The 22,599-nt window shown below is 63.6% G+C and carries 17 protein-coding genes and 1 pseudogene; 8 read left to right on the top strand and 10 right to left on the bottom strand.

The genetic code is table 11. The features are described 5' to 3' along the window. Positions 1 to 4: 4 nt before the first annotated feature. Positions 5 to 1,444 carry an MYXO-CTERM sorting domain-containing protein gene (locus LVJ94_42070; GenBank protein ID WXB03478.1) on the bottom strand — a complete coding sequence of 480 codons (1,440 nt, stop codon included), beginning with the start codon at positions 1,442 to 1,444 and terminating at the stop codon, positions 5 to 7. A gap of 429 nt (positions 1,445 to 1,873) precedes the next feature. Between LVJ94_42070 and LVJ94_42065 the strand changes: the two are divergent. Next, a pseudogene (locus tag LVJ94_42065) lies at positions 1,874 to 2,749 on the top strand (hypothetical protein). A gap of 217 nt (positions 2,750 to 2,966) precedes the next feature. Here the strand turns inward: LVJ94_42065 and LVJ94_42060 are convergent. Next, positions 2,967 to 3,923 (bottom strand): hypothetical protein, encoded by a 957-nt coding sequence (locus LVJ94_42060; GenBank protein WXB03477.1) that lies wholly within the window; start codon positions 3,921 to 3,923, stop codon positions 2,967 to 2,969. Between the two features lie 182 nt (positions 3,924 to 4,105). On the opposite strand from LVJ94_42060, the gene LVJ94_42055 reads away from it, so the two are divergent. After that, positions 4,106 to 5,491: a cation:dicarboxylase symporter family transporter gene (locus LVJ94_42055; protein ID WXB03476.1), complete on the top strand. Its 1,386-nt coding sequence runs from the start codon at positions 4,106 to 4,108 to the stop codon at positions 5,489 to 5,491. Between the two features lie 156 nt (positions 5,492 to 5,647). Here LVJ94_42055 and LVJ94_42050 read toward each other — a convergent pair whose 3' ends face one another. Both LVJ94_42050 and LVJ94_42045 read right to left on the bottom strand, forming a co-directional pair. Next, entirely contained in the window at positions 5,648 to 8,113 is a 2,466-nt protein-coding gene (locus tag LVJ94_42050; GenBank protein ID WXB03475.1) for a GH92 family glycosyl hydrolase, read from the bottom strand. 38 nt (positions 8,114 to 8,151) lie between these two features. After that, entirely contained in the window at positions 8,152 to 8,961 is an 810-nt protein-coding gene (locus LVJ94_42045) for a helix-turn-helix transcriptional regulator (GenBank protein ID WXB03474.1), read from the bottom strand. Positions 8,962 to 9,064: 103 nt separating this feature from the next. On the opposite strand from LVJ94_42045, the gene LVJ94_42040 reads away from it, so the two are divergent. Then, positions 9,065 to 9,979 (top strand): alpha/beta hydrolase, encoded by a 915-nt coding sequence (locus LVJ94_42040; protein WXB03473.1) that lies wholly within the window; start codon positions 9,065 to 9,067, stop codon positions 9,977 to 9,979. A gap of 67 nt (positions 9,980 to 10,046) precedes the next feature. Beyond that, positions 10,047 to 10,484 carry a hypothetical protein gene (locus LVJ94_42035; protein ID WXB03472.1) on the top strand — a complete coding sequence of 146 codons (438 nt, stop codon included), beginning with the start codon at positions 10,047 to 10,049 and terminating at the stop codon, positions 10,482 to 10,484. 7 nt (positions 10,485 to 10,491) lie between these two features. On the opposite strand, the gene LVJ94_42030 is transcribed toward LVJ94_42035, so the two are convergent. From LVJ94_42030 to LVJ94_42015, 4 genes are read right to left on the bottom strand one after another with little or no spacing between them, the layout of a single operon-like run. Next, a complete protein-coding gene (locus tag LVJ94_42030; protein ID WXB03471.1) occupies positions 10,492 to 11,316 on the bottom strand; it encodes a PIG-L family deacetylase in 825 nt (274 codons plus the stop codon). Between the two features lie 40 nt (positions 11,317 to 11,356). Further along, a complete protein-coding gene (locus tag LVJ94_42025) occupies positions 11,357 to 11,707 on the bottom strand; it encodes a DUF962 domain-containing protein (protein WXB03470.1) in 351 nt (116 codons plus the stop codon). A gap of 35 nt (positions 11,708 to 11,742) precedes the next feature. Then, positions 11,743 to 12,573 carry a phosphodiesterase gene (locus tag LVJ94_42020; GenBank protein ID WXB03469.1) on the bottom strand — a complete coding sequence of 277 codons (831 nt, stop codon included), beginning with the start codon at positions 12,571 to 12,573 and terminating at the stop codon, positions 11,743 to 11,745. 34 nt (positions 12,574 to 12,607) lie between these two features. Then, positions 12,608 to 14,026, bottom strand: a complete 1,419-nt coding sequence (locus LVJ94_42015; protein ID WXB03468.1) for a carotenoid oxygenase family protein — start codon at positions 14,024 to 14,026, stop codon at positions 12,608 to 12,610. A gap of 83 nt (positions 14,027 to 14,109) precedes the next feature. Here LVJ94_42015 and LVJ94_42010 point away from each other — a divergent pair, with 83 nt between their 5' ends. From LVJ94_42010 to LVJ94_42000, 3 genes are all read left to right on the top strand, one after another. Further along, entirely contained in the window at positions 14,110 to 14,751 is a 642-nt protein-coding gene (locus LVJ94_42010; protein ID WXB03467.1) for a WHG domain-containing protein, read from the top strand. 12 nt (positions 14,752 to 14,763) lie between these two features. Further along, positions 14,764 to 16,608 (top strand): 5'-nucleotidase C-terminal domain-containing protein, encoded by a 1,845-nt coding sequence (locus LVJ94_42005; GenBank protein ID WXB03466.1) that lies wholly within the window; start codon positions 14,764 to 14,766, stop codon positions 16,606 to 16,608. A gap of 148 nt (positions 16,609 to 16,756) precedes the next feature. Then, positions 16,757 to 17,719 carry a hypothetical protein gene (locus LVJ94_42000; GenBank protein ID WXB03465.1) on the top strand — a complete coding sequence of 321 codons (963 nt, stop codon included), beginning with the start codon at positions 16,757 to 16,759 and terminating at the stop codon, positions 17,717 to 17,719. A gap of 54 nt (positions 17,720 to 17,773) precedes the next feature. On the opposite strand, the gene LVJ94_41995 is transcribed toward LVJ94_42000, so the two are convergent. Next, on the bottom strand, positions 17,774 to 20,479 hold the full coding sequence (locus LVJ94_41995; GenBank protein ID WXB03464.1) for a M1 family metallopeptidase: 2,706 nt from the start codon (positions 20,477 to 20,479) through the stop codon (positions 17,774 to 17,776). 38 nt (positions 20,480 to 20,517) lie between these two features. Then, complete coding sequence (locus LVJ94_41990) at positions 20,518 to 21,279, bottom strand: class II aldolase/adducin family protein (protein ID WXB03463.1); 762 nt, start codon at positions 21,277 to 21,279, stop codon at positions 20,518 to 20,520. A gap of 127 nt (positions 21,280 to 21,406) precedes the next feature. Here LVJ94_41990 and LVJ94_41985 point away from each other — a divergent pair, with 127 nt between their 5' ends. After that, the gene (locus LVJ94_41985; GenBank protein WXB03462.1) at positions 21,407 to 22,594 is read left to right on the top strand and encodes a DUF418 domain-containing protein; all 1,188 of its coding nucleotides are present in this window, start codon (positions 21,407 to 21,409) and stop codon (positions 22,592 to 22,594) included. The last annotated feature ends 5 nt before the right edge of the window (positions 22,595 to 22,599 follow it).

Below are 22,599 nucleotides of genomic sequence, written 5' to 3'. Positions count from 1 at the left end.
CGAATCATCGCACGCTCCGGCGTCGCCGACGAAGGATCATTCCGAGTACGACGCCCAAAGTCGTTGCCATGGTGGCGGGCCCCGCCGGGCTTCCCGGTGTGGGCGACATTGCGCACCCGCCGCCGGATACGGGGCCGAAGGTGCTGAGCGGGTTCATTTCGCCGCTTTCGGTGGCCGCCCACGCCGCATTTTCCATGTCGCAACTGGGCGCACACGAGCGCTCGCGACAGTGCGCCAAGGCCACGCGCTGTCCATTGGTCGCGCAGGCCGCCGGGCGGTCGTCTTTCTGGAGGCAGTCGTAGCAGGTGCCGTCGGCCGCGCACGCCGCGAGCTCGTTGCAGCAGGTGGAATCGGTGCAGGTTGCACATGCCCCGCCCACCGAGGAGACGCCCACGTATCCGCACGACGGGGTGGCGGCGCACGAGGGCGAGCCGGCGCAGACATCCGCGCAATCTTCGGTGTTGCAGGCGCACTGCTTGCTGGTGTTGTACGGCCCGATGCCGAGCGGGTACTTGTTCTCGCACGCCGTGCGGCAGCTGTCGTTCGAGCACGCCGACAGGCAACGCGCGTAGTTCCCGCATTGCGCATCGGCGAGGCACGCCTGCTCCATCTTGCGGCAGGCTCCCGTGCCCGAGGCCACGCGCTTGATGCAAAGGTCGCACGATGCGGCAGGGGCGGGCTCCGTCACGATGGACTGCACCCAATCGAAGGCGGCCGAAATGCGCCCGCTCACACCGACGCCGTCGCAATTGCCGGTCACGTACGAATGCACGCCCGCCACGTATTCGGTGGTACCGACGGCGACGAGCGCCGGTCCGCCGCTGTCGCCGTTGCAGATGCCGCCGTTGGAAATCGAATACGACAATTTGGTCGGGCTCACCGCGCTCAGGCTGCGGTCGATGCTCTGTCGGGCGGTGTTGTCACTCGATTCGGACGGCGCACTCGTGCGGCCGAAACCCACGCAGGTGACCACGGCCTTCTCGGCGAGCTTGTCTTGCGCCGGCGGCAAAATGGGCATCGTCGGCGTGCTGGCTTCGGCGCCTGCGAACCGAACGATCGCGAAGTCGTACGACGACGTTACCGTGCCGTCGTAGAGCGGATGCTTGCGCGCATCGATGACCTCGTAGCGCAAGGTTGCGCGTGCATGGAAATCATCCCCGACGTAAACGTACTTCGGCGGAAGCACCGTGCAGTGGCCGGCGGTGAGGACGGAACCGATGTGGCTTTCCGCATCGACGTGGATCACCGTTCCGCTGCAGAGCATCGCGCTCTTGCCCTGCTCGTCGTAAACGGTCACGACCGCACCGTGCGTGGTATCGTTCACCCCGTTGATGATCGGAGCACTGGCGGTGCCGGTTACCGCATCCGACTCGACGTCGGATGAGCAAGCCGAAAGGCCGGCCAGGCAGCCCGCCAATGACAACCAAAGTCGTGTTGCACCCATTGCGTATGCGTGCGTCCCCCGCACGAATGAAAACCTAAGAGGGTCGGTTCCAACGGCAATGGACGAGTCCGTACGAAAATGCGAACGATGTGGCATTTTCGCGCGATCGTCCGGCGAATACGATGTGCGAAAATCGCTCGAGGTTGCGCACCGACGCGTTTGGCGTGTCGAAGTGCCAATTGAGGTCGGTTGCTAATTCGAAATAGGCAATCGTCGGGGGATTGATGTCTATTGAACGGCGCAGCTTTCGGCAGCTTTCCATAGAATGAGCGCACAAAAGGCGGCAGGTGCGAAAGTTGTCGTTGAAGCATCCGGTAGAATGCGCCACGGTTCGGTCCCATGCTAACGGACCGAACAGGGGCGGAACGAGCGAAATCATTGGAAAAAATTATGCGGGCTGGACTTGCGCTGCTTCTCGCAAGCACCGCGCTGGCATGTGCGGGTGACCTCCAGGACGGCGGCGCATGCAGCGACGGTGTATGTGATAGTGGGCAAGAGTCCGCGGTCGCCTCGAACCTCGCCGGCACGCGCATCCGAATCATGGGCGCGAACATCACCAGCGGAAACGCTCAGTCGTACACGCCGGGCGAGGGGACGCGCATTTTCCAAGGGTTGGATCCCGACATCGCGATGCTTCAGGAGTTCAACTACGGCTCCAATTCGACGGCGGACATCCGCAGCTTCGTGAATACCGCGTTCGGCACCTCGTTCTCGTATTTCCGCGAGGGCGGCAGCAAGCAGATTCCCAATGGCATCGTGAGCCGATACCCGATCAAAGCCTCGGGCGCGTGGGACGATCCGCAGGTGAGCAATCGCGAGTTCGCGTGGGCGCGCATCGACATCCCCGGTACCGCCGATCTCTGGGCCATCAGCGTGCACCTGCTGACGTCGAGCGCCGCGACCCGCGAGACGGAAGCGACGGCCTTGGTGTCGTTCATCAAGAACAACGTGCCCTCGACGGATTACGTGGCCATTGGCGGAGACTTCAACACCGGCAGCCGCATGGAGGCGGCCATCGGGAAGTTCTCCTCGGTCTTCGTGACCTCGGGCCCTTACCCTGTCGACGCCTCTGGCAACGGCAACACCAACGCGAGCCGCGGCAAGCCGTACGACTGGGTGCTGGCGAACGGCAAATTGAACAACCTCGCCACCCCCGTGACCATCGGCAGTGCCTCGTTCAGCAACGGGCTCGTGTTCGACTCGCGCGTGTTCACGCCGCTCTCCAGCGTCTCCCCGGTCCGCTCGAGCGATAGCGCGGCGACGAACATGCAGCACATGGCGGTCGTGCGCGACTTCGTCATCCCGTAAATTCCCTCAACTCAGCGAACCACGTTGACGTAATCGTTGACGTTGACGTGTTCGTTGACGGCGACGGCGACGTAGACGACAAGACGTAGTCGTGTTCGTTGACGAGTCCCTGTGTCGCCAGGTACGTCAACGACGACGTCAAGGTTTGGTCGTCAACGTCGCCGTCGCCGTCAACGTCAACGTCAACGTCAACGAGCTCCGTGAGATCGGTGTCCTAGGGTCCCGCGTCCTTGCAGCCGGCGCCGGTGCCGGTGGGGCGCAAGGTGGTGAAGCCGCCGTTGGTGGTGTTCAAGTGGCAGGACATGCAGATGTACGGCGCGGCGGCGGTGATGGTGCCGCCGCCGTTGGTGGCGAAGGTGCTGCGATCCGTCAGTTGGCCCTCGGCGGTGTAGGCGGCGAAGTCGAGTTGGCCGTCGTTGCGGAGGCGGGTGAAGATGACTTCGGTCTCGCGCACGCCGCCGTCGACGAGGGTCTCGGCGACGAAGATGCCCTTTTCGCCGTTGGCGAAGATGCGGCGCGGGCCGTTTTTCGGCTTCGAGCAGGCGATGGTCTCGTCGGACCACGTGCGGTAGTCACCGTAGCGCGCGCGTAGCTCGTCGAGCGTTGCCGGCAGCGGGCGGCTGCACGGGTAGTGGTAATGCAAACCGCGGCGCAAGAATGGAACGTCGAGCCCTCCGTCGCGGCCGCGCGCTGCGGAGGCGAGAAAGGCATGGCCCATGTTCTCGTGTTCCGTTGCCTGCACGCGGGTGGCCGTCGCGGGGCGATCGGCCGACTCTTCGAGCATGTAGTGAACGATGGCGCGCATCATTCTGGACTGCCCGCTGTAGTCGAAGGGGTCGGGCACCCCGGAGGTGTCCGTTTGCGCGAGCTCCTCGCCGTATCCGGGTTGGGCCTCGGTCAGGTTGGGGGCCAGCGGCGGTCCCGGCAATGCAGCACCGCACGCCACCGGCGGGCTCCATCCCGCATCGTCGGCGGCGTCCGCCGCGTCATATCCCGCGTCGGTGATGCGAGCGTCCTGGACACCCGTATCGGAAATGGCCGCGCCATCACGCGGAAACGAAGCATCGTGTCCAGGGGGTCCAGGGAAGACGGCGTTCCCATCCCCCTCCCCGCATGCGAAGAACGTGAGCATGGGGATCGCAAAAGACGCGAGAAAAAAGGTGCGATGCATAAGAACATCCTCGAAGATGTGGTGAAAACGACTTTCACTTGCATCACAAACCCGTGTGCGTCAATCGCAAACAGTATCTATGAATCTTTCAGGAGAAAACGTATCTGACGTGGACTCAATTGAAAGCCGCGGCACGTGCTCGCGACTCGAGATAAGGTGCAGCCTTTCACGGAGGAGACTCGATGCTGGATCACGCCCACTCTGCCGGAGCGGCAGTCGATACGCCCACACCGCGACGCTGGTACCGATCGGGCACGTTCTACATCTTCGTCGGGCTGTTCCTGGGTATCGTTTTGGGCGGGTTTTTCCCGCAGGATCAGTACCCGACCGTCTATCACATCTTCCACTTCTGTTCGAAGGCGTTCATCTCGCTCATCAAGGGACTCATCGTTCCCTTGCTGGTGTCGACGATCATCGTCGGTATCGCGCAGACCGGCGACTTGAAGTCGGTCGGCCGCATGGGTGGCAAGGCACTTCTCTATTTCGAAGTCGTCACCACCATCGCGCTCGTCCTTGGATTGGTGATTACCAATCTGATCAAGCCGGGTGAGAACCTTCCGCTCGATATGTCGGCCCACGGTGTGGCGCCGGCGAACGCGTCGCTGAGCGGGTGGGACATTGCGCTGCACGCGTTCCCGTCGAACCTGATCAAGCACGCGTCCGACGGCGACATCCTGCCGGTCGTCATCTTCGCGACCCTGTTCGGCGTGGCGCTCACGCGCATCGGGCCGCAGGGCAAGCCGGTGCTGAAGTTCTTCGACGCCGTGGCCAAGGTGATGTTCAAGTACACGGACATCATCATGCGGCTGACGCCGATCGGCGTGTTCGGCGCGATGGCTTACAACGTGAGCCACATGGCCGCGGGCCACAAGGTTGGCGGGGTGGAGCTCAAAGGCTGGTCGGCGGTGTTCTACCTGGTTCGCCAGTACGCGACCTTGGTGGGAACGCTGTACCTCGCGCTGATCGCGCTCTTCTGTTTCGTGTTCATCCCGATCATGCTGATCGCGGGGATTCGCCTGACCAAGTTCCTTCGTGCCATCAAGGAGCCGGCGCTGACGGCCTTTTCGACGGCCTCGAGTGAGGCGGCGCTTCCGAGCCTGCTGGAGCGCATGGTCGAATTCGGTGCGCCGCGCCGCGTTGCAAGCTTCGTCATTCCCACGGGCTACTCGTTCAACCTCGACGGGTCGACGCTCTACCTCGTGGTGGCCAGCCTGACGATTGCCCAGGCCGCGCACGTGGAGATGCCGCTGGGCAAGCAGCTGATGATGATGCTGACCTTCATGCTGACGTCGAAGGGCGTGGCCGGTGTGCCCCGCGCGACCTTGGTCATCATCGCCGGCACCTGTGCCAGCTTCGGCCTCCCGGGCGAAGCGGGCATCGCGATGCTCCTCGCCGTCGACGAGTTGATGGACATGGCCCGCACCATGATCAACGTCATCGGCAACGGCCTCGCATCAGTGGTCATCTCGCGCTGGGAAGGCGTCTTCGGCAGCGAGCTCGGAAAGGTCGACCCGGTCTCCGAACCGGTCATCGAAGCCCTCCCCGCTACCCCGACAGCAGCAGAATAAGAGGGAGAGAATTCACAGGAAGGCGGGAAGACGGGAAGGTTTTTTGGGGTTCCGGTCGGCGCAATGGGCCGATGGAAACTCAATCCAAAAACCTTCCCGCCTTCCCGCCTTCATGTTCAATCCCATTCGTTGAGTGAGCGGTGCGCCGTTTGGTCGCTACTTGCTCAGTGAGTAGGGGGCGGCGGCGGGGGTGGTGGCCCATTCGCGGTTGGGGCGGGGGCCCATGGTGAACTTCAGGGTGCCGCCTTTCATGATGTCCTCGTGGCGCAGGAACGACTTGTCGTACGGCTGATCGTTGAGCGTCACCGATTGGATGTAGATGTTCGCGTCGGAGAGGTTCTCCGCGGTCACGGTGAACACCTTGCCGCCGCCCACGTCCATGGCTGCGCGCGGGAAGGTCGGCGTGCCGATCACGTATTCGAGGCTTCCCGGGCTCACCGGATAGAAACCGAGCGCGCTGAAGATGTACCAAGCGGACATCTGCCCGCAGTCCTCGTTGCCGCTCATGCCCTCCGGCGTATCGTCGAACAACGTGCTCATGATCTGGTGGATACGCTCCTGCGTGCGCCACGGCTGCCCCGCGTAGCTATAGAGGTACGCGATGTGCTGACTCGGCTCGTTGCCGTGCGCGTACTGGCCAATCAGCCCGCCGATGTCCTCCACCTGCTTGAACTTGTCGTCGCTGGCCTTCAGCGTGAAAAGCTTGTCCAGCTTTTCCACGAACTTGTCCTTGCCGCCCATCAACTCGATGAGCCCGTGCACGTCGTGCGGCACGAAGAAGGAGTACTGCCACGCGTTCCCCTCCGTGTAATCGCTCCCGTACTGCGCGAACAGCGGATCGAATGGCTCGCGGAAGTGCCCGTCGCTCTTCTTCGCGCGCATGAAGCCCGTCGCGTTGTCGTACACGTGCCGGAAGTAGGCCGCGCGCTTGCTGAACTCCTGCTGATCGTCCGTCTTGCCCATGGCCTTGGCCACCTGGGCGATGGTCCAATCGTCGTACGCGTACTCCAGCGTCTTCGACGCGCCCTCTTTTTCCTTGTCGATGGGCACGTACCCGTACTTCATGTAGTCGCCCAACCCGCCGTAGGGCGCATACGTCGCGCTGGCCTTCATCGCCTCGTACGCCGCCTTGCCGTCGAAGTTCTTGATCCCTTTCAAGTACGCATCGGCAATGACCGGCACCGCATGGTACCCAATCATGCACCACGTCTCGTTCGACCCGAACGACCATATCGGCAGAATGTGGTGCACACTCTGTTGGCTGTGCGCCAGCATCGAGTGAATCATCTCCCCATCGCGCTCCGGCTGCAGAATCGTAAACAGCGGATGCAGCGCCCGGAACGTGTCCCATAGCGAGAAGATATGGTAATTCGTATAGCCATCCGCCGTGTGAATGGCTTGATCGAGCCCGCGGTAGCGATGGTCGACGTCCATGTACGTCACTGGCGCGAGCATCGTGTGGTAGAGCGACGTGAACAGGATCGTCTTCTTCTTCTCGTCGCCGTCCACATCCATCCGCGATAGCTCGTTCCGCCACGCTTCCTTCGCGGCATTGTGAATGCCGTCGAAATTCCAATCCGGCGCCTCCGCGCGCAGATTCTTCAACGCACCATCGATGCCCACGGACGAAATCGACACCTTGGCCTGGATGACATCGCCCGCGGCCACATCGAAGTTGAAATACGCCTTCAGCTTCTTGCCCGACACGTCGGGGTAGTTCTCCAGCAGCTTTCCTTGCCGCCCCATGCCTCGGTACTCTTCCTCGGCGTCGTTGGCGATGCCGTACGAGCCGAACGGCTTGGAGAACTCGATGGCAAAATACACGGTGCGGTTCTTCGCCCAGCCGCGCGTTTGCCGCATCCCGGTCACCAGGCGATCGTTTTCCACCCGGAGCTGCGAGAGCAAGACCTTGCCCTCGTAGTTGTAAATGCTGCTCACCAAATCCAGAATGACGTGCGCATGGTCGTTCTGCGAGAACGTATACCGGTGCATACCCACGCGGTTCGTGGCGGTGAGCTCCACTTTGGTGTTCGAATCCTTGAGGATCACCGAGTAATAGCCGGGGCTCGCCTTTTCATCCTCGTGCGAAAACCGCGAGCGGTATCCCGCATCGGGATTGTCCGGCGTTCCCGGCTCGAGCTGCAGCGCGCCCACCGTGGGCATCAGCAGCACGTCGCCCATGTCGGAGTGCCCGGTGCCGCTGAAGTGCGTATGCGCGAAGCCCAGAATCGTCTTATCGCTGTAGCGGTATCCCGTGGCCCACGGCCAGCTCTCCTTGAAGTGCCGCACGTCCGTCTCGGGGCTCACTTGCACCATGCCGAAAGGCACCGTGGCGCCGGGGTAGGTATGCCCATCGCCGCCGGTGCCGATGAACGGATTCACGTATTCGTCGAGCTGCTTTCCCGAGCGCGGTTTGAACGCCGAGATCCTCGCCGGCGGCTCTCCGCCGGACGTGGCGGTGATGCCTTTGGACGAAGGATCCGCGCTCCCGGAGGCGGCCGCGGGGAACGAGGAGTCGGCCTCGGATCCACCGTTTTTGGAGCCCTTGAAGCGCACGTAGACGAAGGCGGCGCCCACGATGAGTGCGCCAAATATGATCCAGAATCGCGGGTTTTTCGGCATTGTCGTTCCCGCGGCGCACGATAGCAGTGCCGCGGTTTTTATGCGCGCGCAAGATCCGCACAGAAGGCGGCCGTCCGGTCGTCGAAAGGGAAGTAGCTCTCGATGACGATTTCATCGAGCAATACGTTCTGCGGCGCCTGAAACACCGTGATGGTCGTGAGAAACGCTAGCTCGGTGTCCCCGTGGCGCAATCGAAACACCACGATGGGCTCACTCGGTGTGGAGAGATCTGGTTGGCGCCACTCTTTGGGAACGTGCGGATGGGCAAGCAGCGATTGCAGCAGCGCGGCGAGCCCTGGATCGTTCGGGCGTGCGAGCAACTCGCGATGGATGCGCGAGATGGCCTCGCGCGCGGTGCGCTCCCAATCGACGATCACATGCTGCGCAATGTATGGATCGAACAACAGCCGGACCAGGTTCACCGAGCCCGGTGAAACCGGTTCGGCGCGCGCAAGGAAAAGCCCGAACAACCGACCGGCACTTTGATTGACGCGCAGCACATCGTATTGCCGATTCAAGACCATCAACGGATAGGGCTCCTGCTGCGCCGACATGCGATCGACGGCCTGGGCAAGAGGTGGCGGAAGGCCACCGTCGAACGTAGGCTCGGCAAAGGCGTGCTCGAACCCGGCGGCGCGCAGCATCGCGTTTCGATCGCGCAACGACAGGTCGAACGTCTCGCCGAGGCGCAACACCATGTCCCGGCTCGGCTGCGCACGGCCCGTTTCGAGAAAGCTCACGTGCCGGGCCGATACGTTCGCGGCCAGCGCCAGATCGAGCTGGCTCCACCCGCGGCGGGCGCGCCAATGGCGAAGAACGGCCGGAAAAAGTCCGATGTCGGAGCGCATGCGCCCAGGGTAGCGTCATCGCGTCACGGCGTCGCTTACCTCGGCGGGTAATTGCCGCATCCGGACGAAGGCCGCATCGTCCCATGCACCGGAGGACGAACCCATGACCCACGAGCTGGGCGCAATCTGCGCCACCCTGAGAAAAGGCCCTCACGACGTCATCGACGTGGGGCATAGCCGCATTGCACACTGGCGTTTCGGGCAGGGGCCGGATCTGCTGTTCGTGCACGGATGGCCACTGCATGCGGCGACGTTCCGTCACTTGGTGCCGCGCCTTTCCGCGCGCTTCTCGTGCCACCTGATCGACCTACCGGGGACCGGACACACGACGTCCGAGTCGGATCCGCCCGTCGGTTTGCGCGAGCATGCCGCGACCGTGCGCCGGGTGGTGGACGAGCTCGGACTCAAGCGCTTCGCCTACGTTGGGCACGACAGCGGCGGAAGCGCCGTGCGCATCGCGGCAAAGGACGACCCGCGGGTGGCGGGGATGTTGCTCGGGAACACCGAGATACCTGGACATCATCCATGGCTCATCGAGACGGCCATGAAAGGGTTGCGGGTCCTCCCTGGGGCAGTCCGCCTCTATGGGGCGTGCTTGCGCATGGAATGGTTCCGCCAATCGATGTTCGCTTTTGGTGCGTTCTTCACCCATTCGCGCTCCGTCGAGGGGGAGTTCCGCGAGTGGTTCGTTCAGCCGATGCTCGATGCCTTCCCCGTGCTCCGGGGGCAAATGCGGTTGATCCAGCAATTCGATCCGAGGGTCGTCGACGACCTGGCCGAGGTGCATCGCCATCTCAAAGCGCCAACCCTCCTTATATGGGGTAGCGCCGATACCTTGTTTCCATTGGAGAAGGCGAAGGCCATGGTCGACCAATTCCGCGGCGGCGCCGAGATACGGGTGATCTCGGACGCCGGCCTCATGGGGCACGAGGATCGCGCGGAGGAGTTTCTCGCGCACGCCGAACCGTTCCTCTCACGCTGCTTCGAGCGGGCGCGGACCGAACAGCTGGCAAGCTGATCATCCGCTGGAGCGCAACGGGGTACTCGTGTGAGCACATCGGATGCACTGAGGAGAGCAACCCTCCATGAACACCCCAAATCGATTCTTCTCAGCAGCGCTGGCGGTTGCTGCGTTTGCGGCTGTCCGTTCCGCGCAAGCCGATCCGACCCCTCCTGCGGGTACCTCGGCCGCTGCCTCGAAGGCGGCGCATGCGACCGAGCCGAAGGAGATTCCAGTCAGCGTCCGCATGGCGGTTCTGCGCGAGGGCGTTCGCGACCTCGATGCGCGGATGAAAACCGTACGCGCACGCGTCGAAAAGACGAATCCGCGCCAGCGCGGCGATTCGCCGCGCATTCTGGCGATGGTGGAGCAGCAACACGCGGCGCTCGCCCAGCGCCTCGCGATCCTGCAAGCCTCCGAGAGCGGCGCCGACGAAACCGTGTGCCGTGAAATGGAAACGGCCTACGAAGGCGCCGACAAGTTGCTCGCACGCGTCGAACGTTGGTACCAGCCGCGCCGTTAAGTCGTATTTAGAGCGCCAGAGCAGCCAGCGCTTCGCGCGCGAACTCGCGCCAGCGGGGGCCGGTCCAATCGAAGGGGAGACTCTCGTAGTGGAGTTTTCCTTCGTGCGGAGGCTGGGTGAAATCGTAATGGGGTGCACAGCGCAAGGGCTCGGCATCGGTGCCGAAGGGCTCGAGGATCTTCGTCTGCGTGCGGTACGCGTCGAGCATGCGCCGCTTGCGCGTGCGATGTCGCGCGTCGAGCGCGCCATCGAGCCGCGCGGTGCAGGCGGGGCGGCTGTCATGGCGGAACGCCGCGGTGATCAATGTCCCTTGCTGCGTGTGGTACGAGGTCATTTCGGCCAGTGCGATGGCGGATGAGCGCGCAACGGCGGCGTGCACTGCGAGGGCGGCCGCATCGTGATCGGGGTGACCGCCTTCGTACGGATGCGTGATGACCACGGTGGTGCCGAGTTCGGCGAAGCGCTCCTCGAGGACCCGCGCGATCTCGGGCATATGGAGCGTGGCCTCCTGATCGGCGATGCCGATGCTAGGGAGGAGCACCTCGTCGGGATCGACGTTGCCGGCGCGCAGGGCGTCCCGGATTTCGACCCGGCGGATGGCGGCCGCGTCCTCGCGGCTGCGTTCGCGAAGCGCGAACCGAAGCTCGGGATTGTGCGGTGCTCCATCGGTGACATGGAGCACGTGGGCGCGCCAGCCCGCGTCGATCAAGCCGGCGAGGGTCGCACCGATGCCGATGGTCTCATCGTCGGGGTGGGCTGCCACGATCAACAGCGACCCCGGCGGGGAAGCGTTCAGGGATTCGAGCGCGCAGCGATGGTGTTGCCGTAGCATACCCCATGGTGTACCAAAAATAACGCAACGCTGCGGCCCATCAGGCCGTCGCGTGCGCAGGCTGCAGGCGCTCGATCTCCTCGGCAATCTTGCCGCGTACGGCGAGGCCGAGCATTTTGAAATCGGCCCTGAGCGACCACAAAGGATATTTGAAGGTCGCCGGTCGATTGCCCTCGATGAAAAAATGCCCGACCCACGCGGGGCCGTATCCGACGACCGGTGTCGCCAGCAGCCACAATGGATTCATGGTCAGTGCGGCGGTGGCCACCGTGCCAATGACCAGGGTCGTCCCCACGTAGTGCAGTGCGCGCGAGCGCGGATCGCGGTGCTCGCCCAGATAGTACGGCCAAAATTCTTCGAACGATTGAATCCGCTCCGAGTCGGTCGCCATGCGGTCACCTCCGGGCTCATTATCTACGCAAACGGCTACATCTGCACAGCCTGTCCCGGCGCACTTTCCTCCGCGATGATCACGTACGGCGTGCCGAAATCGCCAATGTAGCTCGTGTGGCTCACCAGCCCTAGGCCTTCGCTCCAGGCGTGGAGCAGGCATGCGGGCGGCTCGGTGATGACGGCGAGCCGCCCGCGTTCGCGAAGATCCAGCTCGACCTGATGCGCGGTGCTGGGGCACGTCATGGCCAGTGTCCCGCCCACGCGCCGCGTGATGGGGCGATGCAAATGCCCGCACACGATGCGCTCGACCTGCGGATGCTTTCGAACGACGTTGGCCATCGCCTCCATGCCGTCCAGGATCATGGTGTCCATTTGCTGCATGCCCGTGAGAAATGGCGGGTGGTGCTGCATCACCAGCGTTGGCCGCGAAGGCTCCTCGGCGAGCCGCGCATCGAGCCACGCGAGGCGCTCCTCGCAGAGCAATCCGCCCGGCGCGCCGGGGACGTTGGTATCGAGTGCCACCACGCGCACCGGCCCGAGGTCGACCACGTATTGCAGGTACCCCTCGGCGGGAAAATAGCCATGGTGCGCGAAGGCCGCGCGGAGGTTGTCGCGGTGGTCGTGGTTTCCGGCCACGAGGTAATACGGTGCCTTCAACGGCGCGAGCAACTCGGCGAGCCGCGCATATTCCTCCGCGCTCCCGGCGTCGACCAAATCGCCCGTGCAGAGAACGGCGTCGGGGCTCGGATCCAGGCGATTCAGGTGCTCGACGGCGCGGACGAGGTGTTCCGCCGTGTGCGCGTGCACGTCCATCGACGAGCCAACCGCGCCGATGTGAAGATCGCTGATCTGAGCCAACAGCATTCCCTCAGATTAGCAGAGCTTCCTGCCGGCGCGTTTACGATGGAAGGAAGGACCCATGGAATCCAAACGGAAGCGGCGTGCGGAATTCCGCCCGGGCGAGCACGTCGAGCGTGCTCGCGTCGAGGGCGAACAGGGCCGAGGCGTGCTCGTGGGATCCCACCGCGAGGAGCACGCCCTCGCCCTCGCGGGCGCGGCCCGGCTTCCCGACGAAGACGGGCTCGCCGAAAATCCACGGCGCCTCACGAAACCGGCGCGCGCTCCCCGAGCGCGGATCGATGGCGACGATGTCGCCGGTCGACACGCCTCGGTCGAGCCCCACGGAGGCCCCGAACACGGTGGTGGCCGCGCGACCCGCGGCGCGTTCGGCGTCGACCTGAGGAAGCTCGAATGGCGTGTCGGAGAGTAACTCGTTGCGCACCTGGCCCGTGCGTCGGTCGATGGTCAGCCGCCGCAGTTTGGCCGGAAGCTCCGGTGCCCGCGCGAGAAGGGTGCGCGTCATCGCCGACGCGATGATGCTGGGATCGTCGAAGGCGAGAACGTCGACGATCGCAGCGTCGGCCGTCTCGAAGGCGTGCGCCACGTGGAAGACGAACAAGGAATCCGTCTCGTATTCACGCGCCGTTTGCGCGGGGCCCGCGGTGCGGTCGAAGACCACGAGTCGGGTGCCCCGTTCAGGGTGCCAGCGGAAGTGCTCGATGAATCCCGCGTTCGACCAGAGCATCGACGCCGGCTTGGCCGTGAACGGGTGCGCGACGACGATGGCCGAGCGCTCCGTCAGGCCGAAGGAGTGCAGGTACGGCAGGTTCGGCGTCGACCACGTTGCTACCAGCTTGCGTGCGCGGGAGGCGGCATCGTGCGTGTACAGCATGATCTCGGCCCGGCTGCCGAGCCGGTAGGCGATGTTCGTGACGCCGTCCGGGCCGATGATGGGATGCGCCAGCATGATGGCCGAGCGCCCGAGCGAGTCGTGGTATTCCACGCGGCCGCATGCACGCAGGGTGACCGGATCGAGTCTCCATTGATGCGGCGATTCGGTGAGCGCGACCACGTCGTTGCCCATGCGAACGACGTTGACGTTGGGGTTGTCGGTCGCCTTCGGAATGGGGCCGAAGAGCCGTTGGAAGAAGCCGCGACCATTGCGCGTTTGGAACTGGGCGGAAGGTACGCGGCCGGTGCGTGCAGCGCGAGCGGTCTCGCTGTCGATGCGCGCCCAGTGCAACGTCGCCTCCGGGCCGCCCACGTCGATGCCGTAGGCGAGTGCCACGGCATCGAACAGATGCGTCGGCTCCCACGGGAGGCTCGCCCCGAACATGGGGGCGGTGCGCACCAAGGTGCCGCGCAGCCACTCGGGGAGGGTCCCCGTGACGCGTGCGCGTGCGGATCCATCGTCTTCGCTCGGCCCCACGAAAGGGGCACGTTTCGCAAGCTCGGCCGCGGCAGTCGTCGTGTTCATGCGTGACCTCCTCGAATCTAACCAAGTGTTAGATCGTATCTTACACTTGTCAAGATTGCCCTGCTTGAGCCAAAATTCGCACGATGCCGCGCATCAAGAAGAAGGCCGCCGGGGCCTACCATCACGGCAACCTCCGCGAGGCCATCGTGGCGGCGGCGACGAAGGTCGTGAACGACGAAGGTCCGCTCGAGTTGACCGTCCGGCGTGTGTCCACGCAGCTCGGGGTCACGCACGCCGCCGTGTACCATCACTTCGAGGACCGCACGGCAATCCTGGCGGCGGTGGCGGAGGCTGCATTCGTGCAGCTCAGCGAGGCCATTGCCTCGCGGCAGGCCGTCCTGGGCGAGACGGCGCTCGAGCGCTTTGCGGCGAGCGGGCTCGCGTACGTCTCGTTCGCGGTGAAGCACCCGCGGCTCTATGGCGTCATGTTCGGGCCCGAGGCGGCCGAGCGCCACGCCTATCCGGCACTCGCCGAGGCGGCCGCGCGCGTGTTCGAATTGCTGCGCGGCAGCATTGCCGCGTCGCAGAACGAGGGCATGGTCGCCGAGGGCTCGCCGGACGAACACGCGCTGTTCGCTTGGTCAGCGGTGCATGGCCTTGCATCGCTGATCGTGGGGCGGCAGTTGGGGCAAATGGAGTTGCCCTCGGACGACCCCGAACGGCTCGCGCAACTGATCGTCCTTCGTGCGTTTACCGGGCTGGCCGCCAAGCCGGAATACAAGTAAGAGTCGCCATCGATGACGAAACAACACTGGCTCGGCTTCAGCCTCGCATTCGCCCTAGGTTTTACGCAGCTTCCCGCGTGTTCGAGCGACGATACGCTGGTGCACACGTCTCCAGATGGCGGCGCGCCCGATGGCTCCGCGCTCGACGCGGGCGGTGATGCTTCCCCTGCGTCCGTTACGCTTACCATTTTGCAGACGACGGACCTGCACACCAATGTGATGCCTTGGGATTATTTCAGTGCCAAAGATGCGAAGACGCAGGGCCTGGCCAAGGTTGCCACGTTGGTCAAGCGTGAGCGCACGGAGTGCAGTCTGCTCATCGACAGCGGCGACACGATTCAAGGCACGCCGCTCGGTACGTATTACGCATTGAAGGACAATGCGCCGAAGCACCCGATGGCGGCCGCCATGGAGAGCTTGAAATACGATGCGATGGCCCTGGGCAATCACGAGTTCAATTACGGCTTGGGCGTGTTGAACAAGTTCATCGGCGAGGTGAACTTCCCCGTGCTCAGCGCCAACGTGCGCAAGACCGATGGCACCGAGGCGTTCAAGCCGTACGTCATCAAAGAGGTGTGCGGCATCAAAGTCGGCATCTTGGGCATGGTCACCCCGGGGGTGACGACGTGGGAGCGTCCAGAGAACATTCCCGGATTGCGCTTCGACAATCCGCTCGATACGGCGAAGGAGTTCGTGCCCAAGCTGCGCGCGGCGGGTGCGGACGTGGTGGTCGTGTCGTTCCACAGTGGGCCGGACAAGCAGCCGCCCGGCAATGCCAACGATCCGGCGTCGTGGCTCACGGATTATTCGACGTGGACGGACCGGGGCAATCTCCCCAACGAGAACCTGGCCGTGCAGATTGCGCAGCAGGTGCCGGGCATCGACGTCATTCTGTCGGGGCACACGCACCAGCCGATTCCGAAGATGCTCATCGGCGACGTGATTCTTTCGCAGCCGAATCGCTGGGGCAGCCACCTGGGCAAGGTGTCGATTGGCGCGAGCAAGGCCTCGGGCGCGTGGAAGGTCGTTTCGCGTGATTCGAAGCTGGTGCCGGTCACCGAGGACGTGCCGGTCGACGAGACGGTGGCCGCGGCGGCGAAGAGCTACCACGAGACGACGCTGGCCTACGTCGATGCCAAGATTGGCTCGTCCGCGGCCGTCTTCCCCAACGGTTTTCCCGCGCGCTACACGGACAGTGCGCTGGCGGACCTGATCAACATCGTGCAGGAGGAGGCGGCCGAGGCCAATGGGCACAAGGTCGATCTTTCGCTCGCGGCGGTGTTCTCGAACAACGGCGGGATCCCCCAGGGCGACGTCAAACTGCGCGATGCGTACAGCATTTACGTCTACGACAATACGCTCTACGTGATGGAAATCACGGGCGACATCTTGCGCAAGGCGCTGGAGAAGGACGCGCTCTACTTCAAGACGCTCGACGCGGCCAATCTGCCCGCCGAGCCCGCGCAGTGCAAGGCGATGCCCAATGGCCCCGACTTCAACTGGGATATCTATTCGCAAATCGCGTACACCATCGACGCGACGAAACCCGAGGGCTCACGCGTCACGAGCCTGAAGTTCAAAGGCGCCGACGTGACACCGACGCAAAAGCTCACCATCGCCATCAACAATTACCGCGGCGGTGGCGGCGGCGGTTACGACATGTTCAAAGAGGGAACCATCGTCTGGAAATCCGCCGACGGCGTGCGCGACTTCGTCGCCGACTACGTCACCCGCCTCGAGACGAACCACGAGAAACTCGACCCCGCCAAGTTGAACACCTGCAATTTCAAACTGCTCCCCGACCTGTACTCGAAATACTTCAAGACCACCCCCGGTCCCACCAAGTGCTCGCCCTGAAAGGGTTGGCGTGATCGTTACGATCGTACATGTCTCCAATTTGTCCACAAAGCGACCCGCGACGGAATTTTCTTCGCGGTGACGACGCGACATCGCGGGTCGGCTAGCGTCTCTACGGACAAATCCATTACCCCGTTTGGAGGCATACATGTGGGTTCGACTCGTTTTGGGAACCGCATTTGCGGCGATTGGTCTTCTGGCTTGCTCGAGCAGCGACAGCAACACGGACAAAGGCGGTGATGGCGGAGGAGGGGACTCCGTCATTACCGCAGAAAGTGCCTGCGCGAATTACGCCCAGAGCCGATGTGCCGAGGTGAACGGCTGCACACCGCGCGCGTTCAACGCGAATTACGCCGACATGAACGCCTGCCTGACGCGCATTCAGGCCGTGTGCAAAACTTCGCTTGCGGCTCCTGGGACAGGGAAAACGGCGGCCAAGGTCGACGAGTGCGCAAAGTCACTCAAGCCGGATCAATGTGACCGCGTGAGGTACAACCAGCCGCCCGAGGCGTGCAAAGTCTCGGTAGGCACACTCGACGACGGTGCGCCGTGCGGCGATCCGTCCCAATGCAAAGGGCGGTATTGCAAGAAGGCCGAGGGCTCGACCTGCGGCGTCTGCGCGACCGTGGGTCAAAGCGGCGCCGTTTGCGACGGGGACGAGGCGTGTGACGAGGGCTTCCTATGCAGCGCGGGCAAGTGCGCGAAGATTTGTGCCGAGAACGAGACCTGCGAGGGCGACAACCGCGTCTGCGGGAATCTGCACATGCTGGATCGCGACACGAAAAAGTGCATCCCCAGGTTGGGGGAGGGACAGGCGTGCTCCTCGGCGAAGAGATGCAGCATCGCGGACAGCCTCTATTGCAACGAGAACACGCGGGTGTGCACCCGTTTCGAATATGTCGGCGTGGGACAAGCCTGCGGCACCAACGAGCAAACGAAGGTGTTCACGGGTTGCAGAGCCAGTAGCTGCAGCGAGCAGACTCCGAAGACGTGCCTTGCCGATCTGCCCGAAGGCGCGAAATGCGATGCCAAGGGGGGCGCAGCCTGCGCGCTCCCTGGGGTCTGCGAGAACGGCGTGTGCAAGAAGCCGGATCCCGCCAACTGCAAATAGCGGATGAGCACTGGGGAGCGCACCCCATCCCGGGGGTGCGCTGCCTTCATCGATCTAGCGCACCGATTTCAAGAACGTGGCGATTCCGCGGTCGTTCTTCTCGCGTTGCGCGATGCAGATGGCGTCTTTTTCGAGGACGTTGTCGAGCATTTGAGGGCCGCCCTCGATTTGCTTGGCGTGCTCGGTGAAGAAGCGCACATTCTCGTCGTGGTGCGGCTTGTCGCAGTGGATGGCGGCGGCACTGAGAAGGACCATGCCGCTGCGGCCCGGGGTGTGCGGGGCCAGCTTGTCGAAGTTGTCTTGGATGAAGGCGTAGGCCTCCTCGCGGCCGCCGCGTTCTTTCATGGCCTCTTGCAGAAGGTCGCGGGCGTCGCGCACTTCGATTTCGCCCGATGTGAGCAGACCCAGCGACGCCTTGATCAAGGCCGGATCGCGGAAGCTTCCGAGCGCCGCGATGAGCCGCGTTCGGTCGCTCCGATCGTGCGTCTCGCGCAGGGCTTGGCGCAAGCGGTTCCATAGATCCTTGTCGCCCGCGTTGGCCGCCACGTACAGGGCGGCCTCGACGACCTCGGGCTCGATGGCCTTGCGATCCGTGAACCACCTCGACACGAGCTCGCGCGCCTTCTTGCGGAGGACCGGATCCTCGCCGGCCACGCCCGCCTTCTCCAGAAGGCTGTTTCGCAGAAACCGCGTATCGGTATCGTCGTCCGGACGTGGCGTCCAGCCGAGCGACTTGGCCCTCGCCCCATAGATCCCGCGTACGTATTTGGCATATTGCGCGGCCAACTCCGGCTTCAAATCACTGCGCCGCACGAGGTCCGCGATTTCGAACGACGCTTCCAGCGTGTACCGGTCCGCATCTTTGACCATGGACGGCAGCAGGGCGAGCGCTTCGTCGACCCCGAGCATCCCATTCTGCGTCAGCGCGGCGGTGTCGGAGATGAGCGCAATTTTCTCCCCGCCATCCAGCTGCGACCATGCCTTCTTCACCAGCTTGGAAAGCGCCTCCGCCGTGTAGCCCGTGCGGTAGTACCCCGCGGCATGCTCGTTGGGCATCACCCAATCCGGGCACTCACCCTCCAAGGTGAGCGCCGTGCGCGGCGTCTTCATCAACGTGCACACCCGCTCGGTGCCCTTGCTCGTGCCGTATTTCACGCAAACCGGCACATCCCACCGCTGATCGGGATTCGCCGTCGACCCGACGGGCATGTACCGCGATTGGGTGAGCAAGAGCTGCGGCGCACTGTCCTTGCCGCAAATGGGCTCGGCCGTGACCAGGGGTAGCCCCTGCTGCTCGACGAACGACTTGAAGGCCGTGGCCACGTCCGGCCCCGCCTCGGCCCCGAACACCGCGAGAAAATCCTCGGTGGAGGCGTTCTTCCAGGCGAGCTCGCGCACGTAGCGGCGAATCATCTTCTGGAATTTCTCGCGCCCGACGAAGCTCTCGAACATGCGAATGACGGACGAGCCCTTGAAATAGGTAATGTCGCTCGTGAACGCATTGAGCATGTCGTCATTCGACGCGACGGGCTGGCGCACCCGTTTGGTGCTGGCCAGGGAGTCGGTGCCCATCGCCCGCGAGCGGCCGCGCAATCGCACCAGCTCGAAATTCGTCGAAGGATCCACGGCCTGGGCGACCTTCATGTCGAGCCAGGTGGTGAACGCTTCATTGAGGTACGTATCGTCCCACCAGGCCATGGTGACATAATCGCCAAACCAATAGTGCCCGAGCTCGTGCCCCGCGATGTTCCAGTAATGCTGCTTGCGCGCGGGCGTCTCCTCGTCCGGCTTGATGAGGGTCAGCGGCTGGCCCAGGGCCACCAGGCCCGGATGCTCCATCGTCCCGTCGTAGCGCGGCACCACCGCGACATCGAGTTTGCCGTAGGGATACGGCATATCGAAATAGTCTTCCAGGATGCCCACCAGCTTCGGCGTAATCTCTTTGGCGTACCGCGTTTCGGCACCGCGACCTTTGGGCACCACGAAACGCAGCGGCGTGCCATGGTTGCCCGCCGTGCCCGCGTCGAGCATGTCGAACGGGCCCACCACCAGCGCCACGAGGTAGCTCGGCAGCGGCTTGCTCTCCTCGAAGACCACCGTCTTCATGCCATCGGCGGCGGGCGTTTCCGATTGCACCTTCGCGTTGGCCAGGGCCACGTGGTCTTTCTTGACGTGGAACGTGAGCTTCCACGGCACCTTGTACGAGGGCTCGTCGAAACAAGGAAACGCGCGGCGGGCATCGATGGGCTCGAATTCGCTGTACAGGTACCAATCGCCGCCGTTTTCCTTCACGCGGTAAAAGCCGGACTGCCCTTTGTCGTCCAGGTGCCCTTCGTACGCCACGGTGAATCGTGCAGCGCCAGGTCCAATGGGCCGATCGAAGGCGAACCCCACGTAGTCGTCACCTCCGGGGATGACGCGTGCGGTCTCCGTTTGGCCTGCAAAGACCACCTTGGCTTCACGTATGCGCAGATTCCGAGCATTGAGCCAAACGACCTGCGTCGCTTCCCTGATGCTGAGGTCGATTCCGACGATGCCCGAGAATCCCTCCTTCGAGGGATCCAGGGTCAGGTCCAGATCGTACCGCATCGGCCGCGCAAAATCGGGCAGGCGCAGGGAGGGCGGTGCGCCGGGCAAGATGGCCTTGGACGAAGTGGAATAAACGGCAACATTGGCGGGCGCGGCCGTTTTGTGACAGCCGCCAGCCACCGATGCCGCGACCAAGGCGCACGCCGCCAACGGGATGCTTCGATTCTTCATGCGAGTTACGACAAAGGAACTACCGCAACTCGTTTCCGTCAATCGGAATAACCAGGATTTCGACGATCCAATTTGCGCAGTAGACCGGGCCACGCGATGCCGCCCCCCAGCCCGCGGGTCACCTGCTGGACGGCTTGCTGGATGCCGTCGACGATGGGCTGCGCAATGGGAACCAATTCCCGGCCTCCGGCGAGGGCGCGCACTTGGATCATGCACGCAGCCTCGAACATGTACATGGCGAGGAAGGCATCCGCGACGGTGGGGGCGGCCGTCAGCAGGCCGTGGTTGCGGAGCATGAGAAAATTTTTCGCGCCCAGGTCCTTCACGAGGCGTGGCTTCTCCTCGTCGCGCAACGCGATGCCTTCGTAATCGTGATACGCAAGCGAGGCGAGCACGAAGAGCGACTGCTGGGAAATGGGCAGCACTCCGGTCTTTTGTGCGGACACCGCCGCACCGTTGATGGAATGCGTGTGCATGACGCAGAGCGCATCTTCGCGCGCCGCGTGGATACAGCTATGGATGGTAAACCCCGCGGGGTTGATGTCGTAGGGGGAGTCCATCACCTTATGGCCGTCGAGCGAGATCTTGACCAAGGACGATGCCGTAATCTCGTCGAAGGTCATCCCGTACGGGTTGATGAGGAAATGGTGCTCGGGCCCCGGCACCCGGGCGGTGAGGTGGGTGAACACCAGGTCGTCCCACCCATAAAGCGCCACCAGCCGATACGCGGCGGCAAGATCGACGCGCTGCTTCCACTCTTCGGGACTCACCTGGCTCTGGACGGACTCGCGTGTGCTCATGCGTTCCAATGGACCACCATCATCCGCCGAGTGCCATGCTTCTTCGAGTTATCGATTATTTCTATATAAGTGGTGCCGATCTTTCAATTGGTTCGATGATTGGTGGGAACCCATACTGCCCACCGATATGAATCCGCAGAGAGTTCGCATCGACGAAATCGACATCCTTCGTGGCTTGGCACTGCTCGGCGTTTTGACCATGAACCTGGCCGAGGCTTTTCGTGTGCCCTATTGGGGCATTCATCCCGAGGCCCACGCGGGCGCGGTGGATCGCGCCATGGCCTTCGTGGGCACGGTGTTCGTATCGGGAAAATCCTTCACGCTGTTCTCGATGCTTTTCGGAGTGGGCCTTTCCATCTTCTTCGAGCGGGCGAGTGCGCGGCATCCCAACGCCATGCGCCTTTTGGCGCGGCGCCTCGTGGTGCTGCTCATGTTCGGGAGCGCCCACATGTTCTTGCTATGGCACGGCGATATCCTCATGTCGTACGCGCTCATTGGGCTGTTCGCGTTGCCCTTTCTGCGTGCACGCACCCGTGTCGTGTTGGGCGTCGCGGTGGCGTGTTTCGTCGCGGGGCCGTTCCTTCGCTCGTGGCCGCCGTTGCGCGAAGCCTTGAACAGCCGCATTCCCGGCCACTACGAGGACGCGCTTCGCGTCTATGGCACGGGCACCTATGGCGAGATTCTGCGGTTCCGGATCGACGAGTTCTTCCGCGTCATCGTGCGCGTGTACGGCCACGTCTGGCCGCGCGAACTCGGAAATATGCTGGTGGGCATGCTCATTTGGCGCTCGGGCGCCTTTTCGAGGGTCGTCGCCTATGGCTACCGGCGCGTGCTCTCGAGGATCGCGGGCGGCGGAATCGCGTTGGGCGCCGGCTACTCGATTTACGGTGCGTTGCATGCGCCCATTTCCGGCGTGGGCCTGCGCTCGCTCGTGCACGGACTCACCATGTTGGTGTTCGCGCTGGGCTACGGCGCCGCGCTGCTCCTGCTTTTGGCAAGCGCGCGGTGGCGAGAATGGCTTTCGCTCGCGGCACCCATCGGTCGCATGGCGTTCACGAATTACCTGACGCAGACCTTGGTCTTCACCACCCTCTTCTATGGGTATGGTTTCGGCTGGCTCGGTCAGGTCGGGTACGCCATGTCCGTCGCGATCGGCCTCGTCTTCTACGGGCTTCAAGGCATCCTGAGCACCGTTTGGTTGCGGCATTTTGCCTTTGGGCCCTTCGAGTGGGCGTGGCGCAGTCTGACCTACGGAGAGTGGCAGCCTTTGCGGCGCGCACCCTCCGCGTGCACGCCGGGCGCCGCCACGACGTGAACGCC

It is taken from the genome of Sorangiineae bacterium MSr11367, assembly GCA_037157805.1.
Lineage (GTDB): Bacteria > Myxococcota_A > Polyangia > Polyangiales > Polyangiaceae > Pendulispora > Pendulispora rubella.
This window is presented reverse-complemented; position numbering and strand designations above follow the sequence as displayed.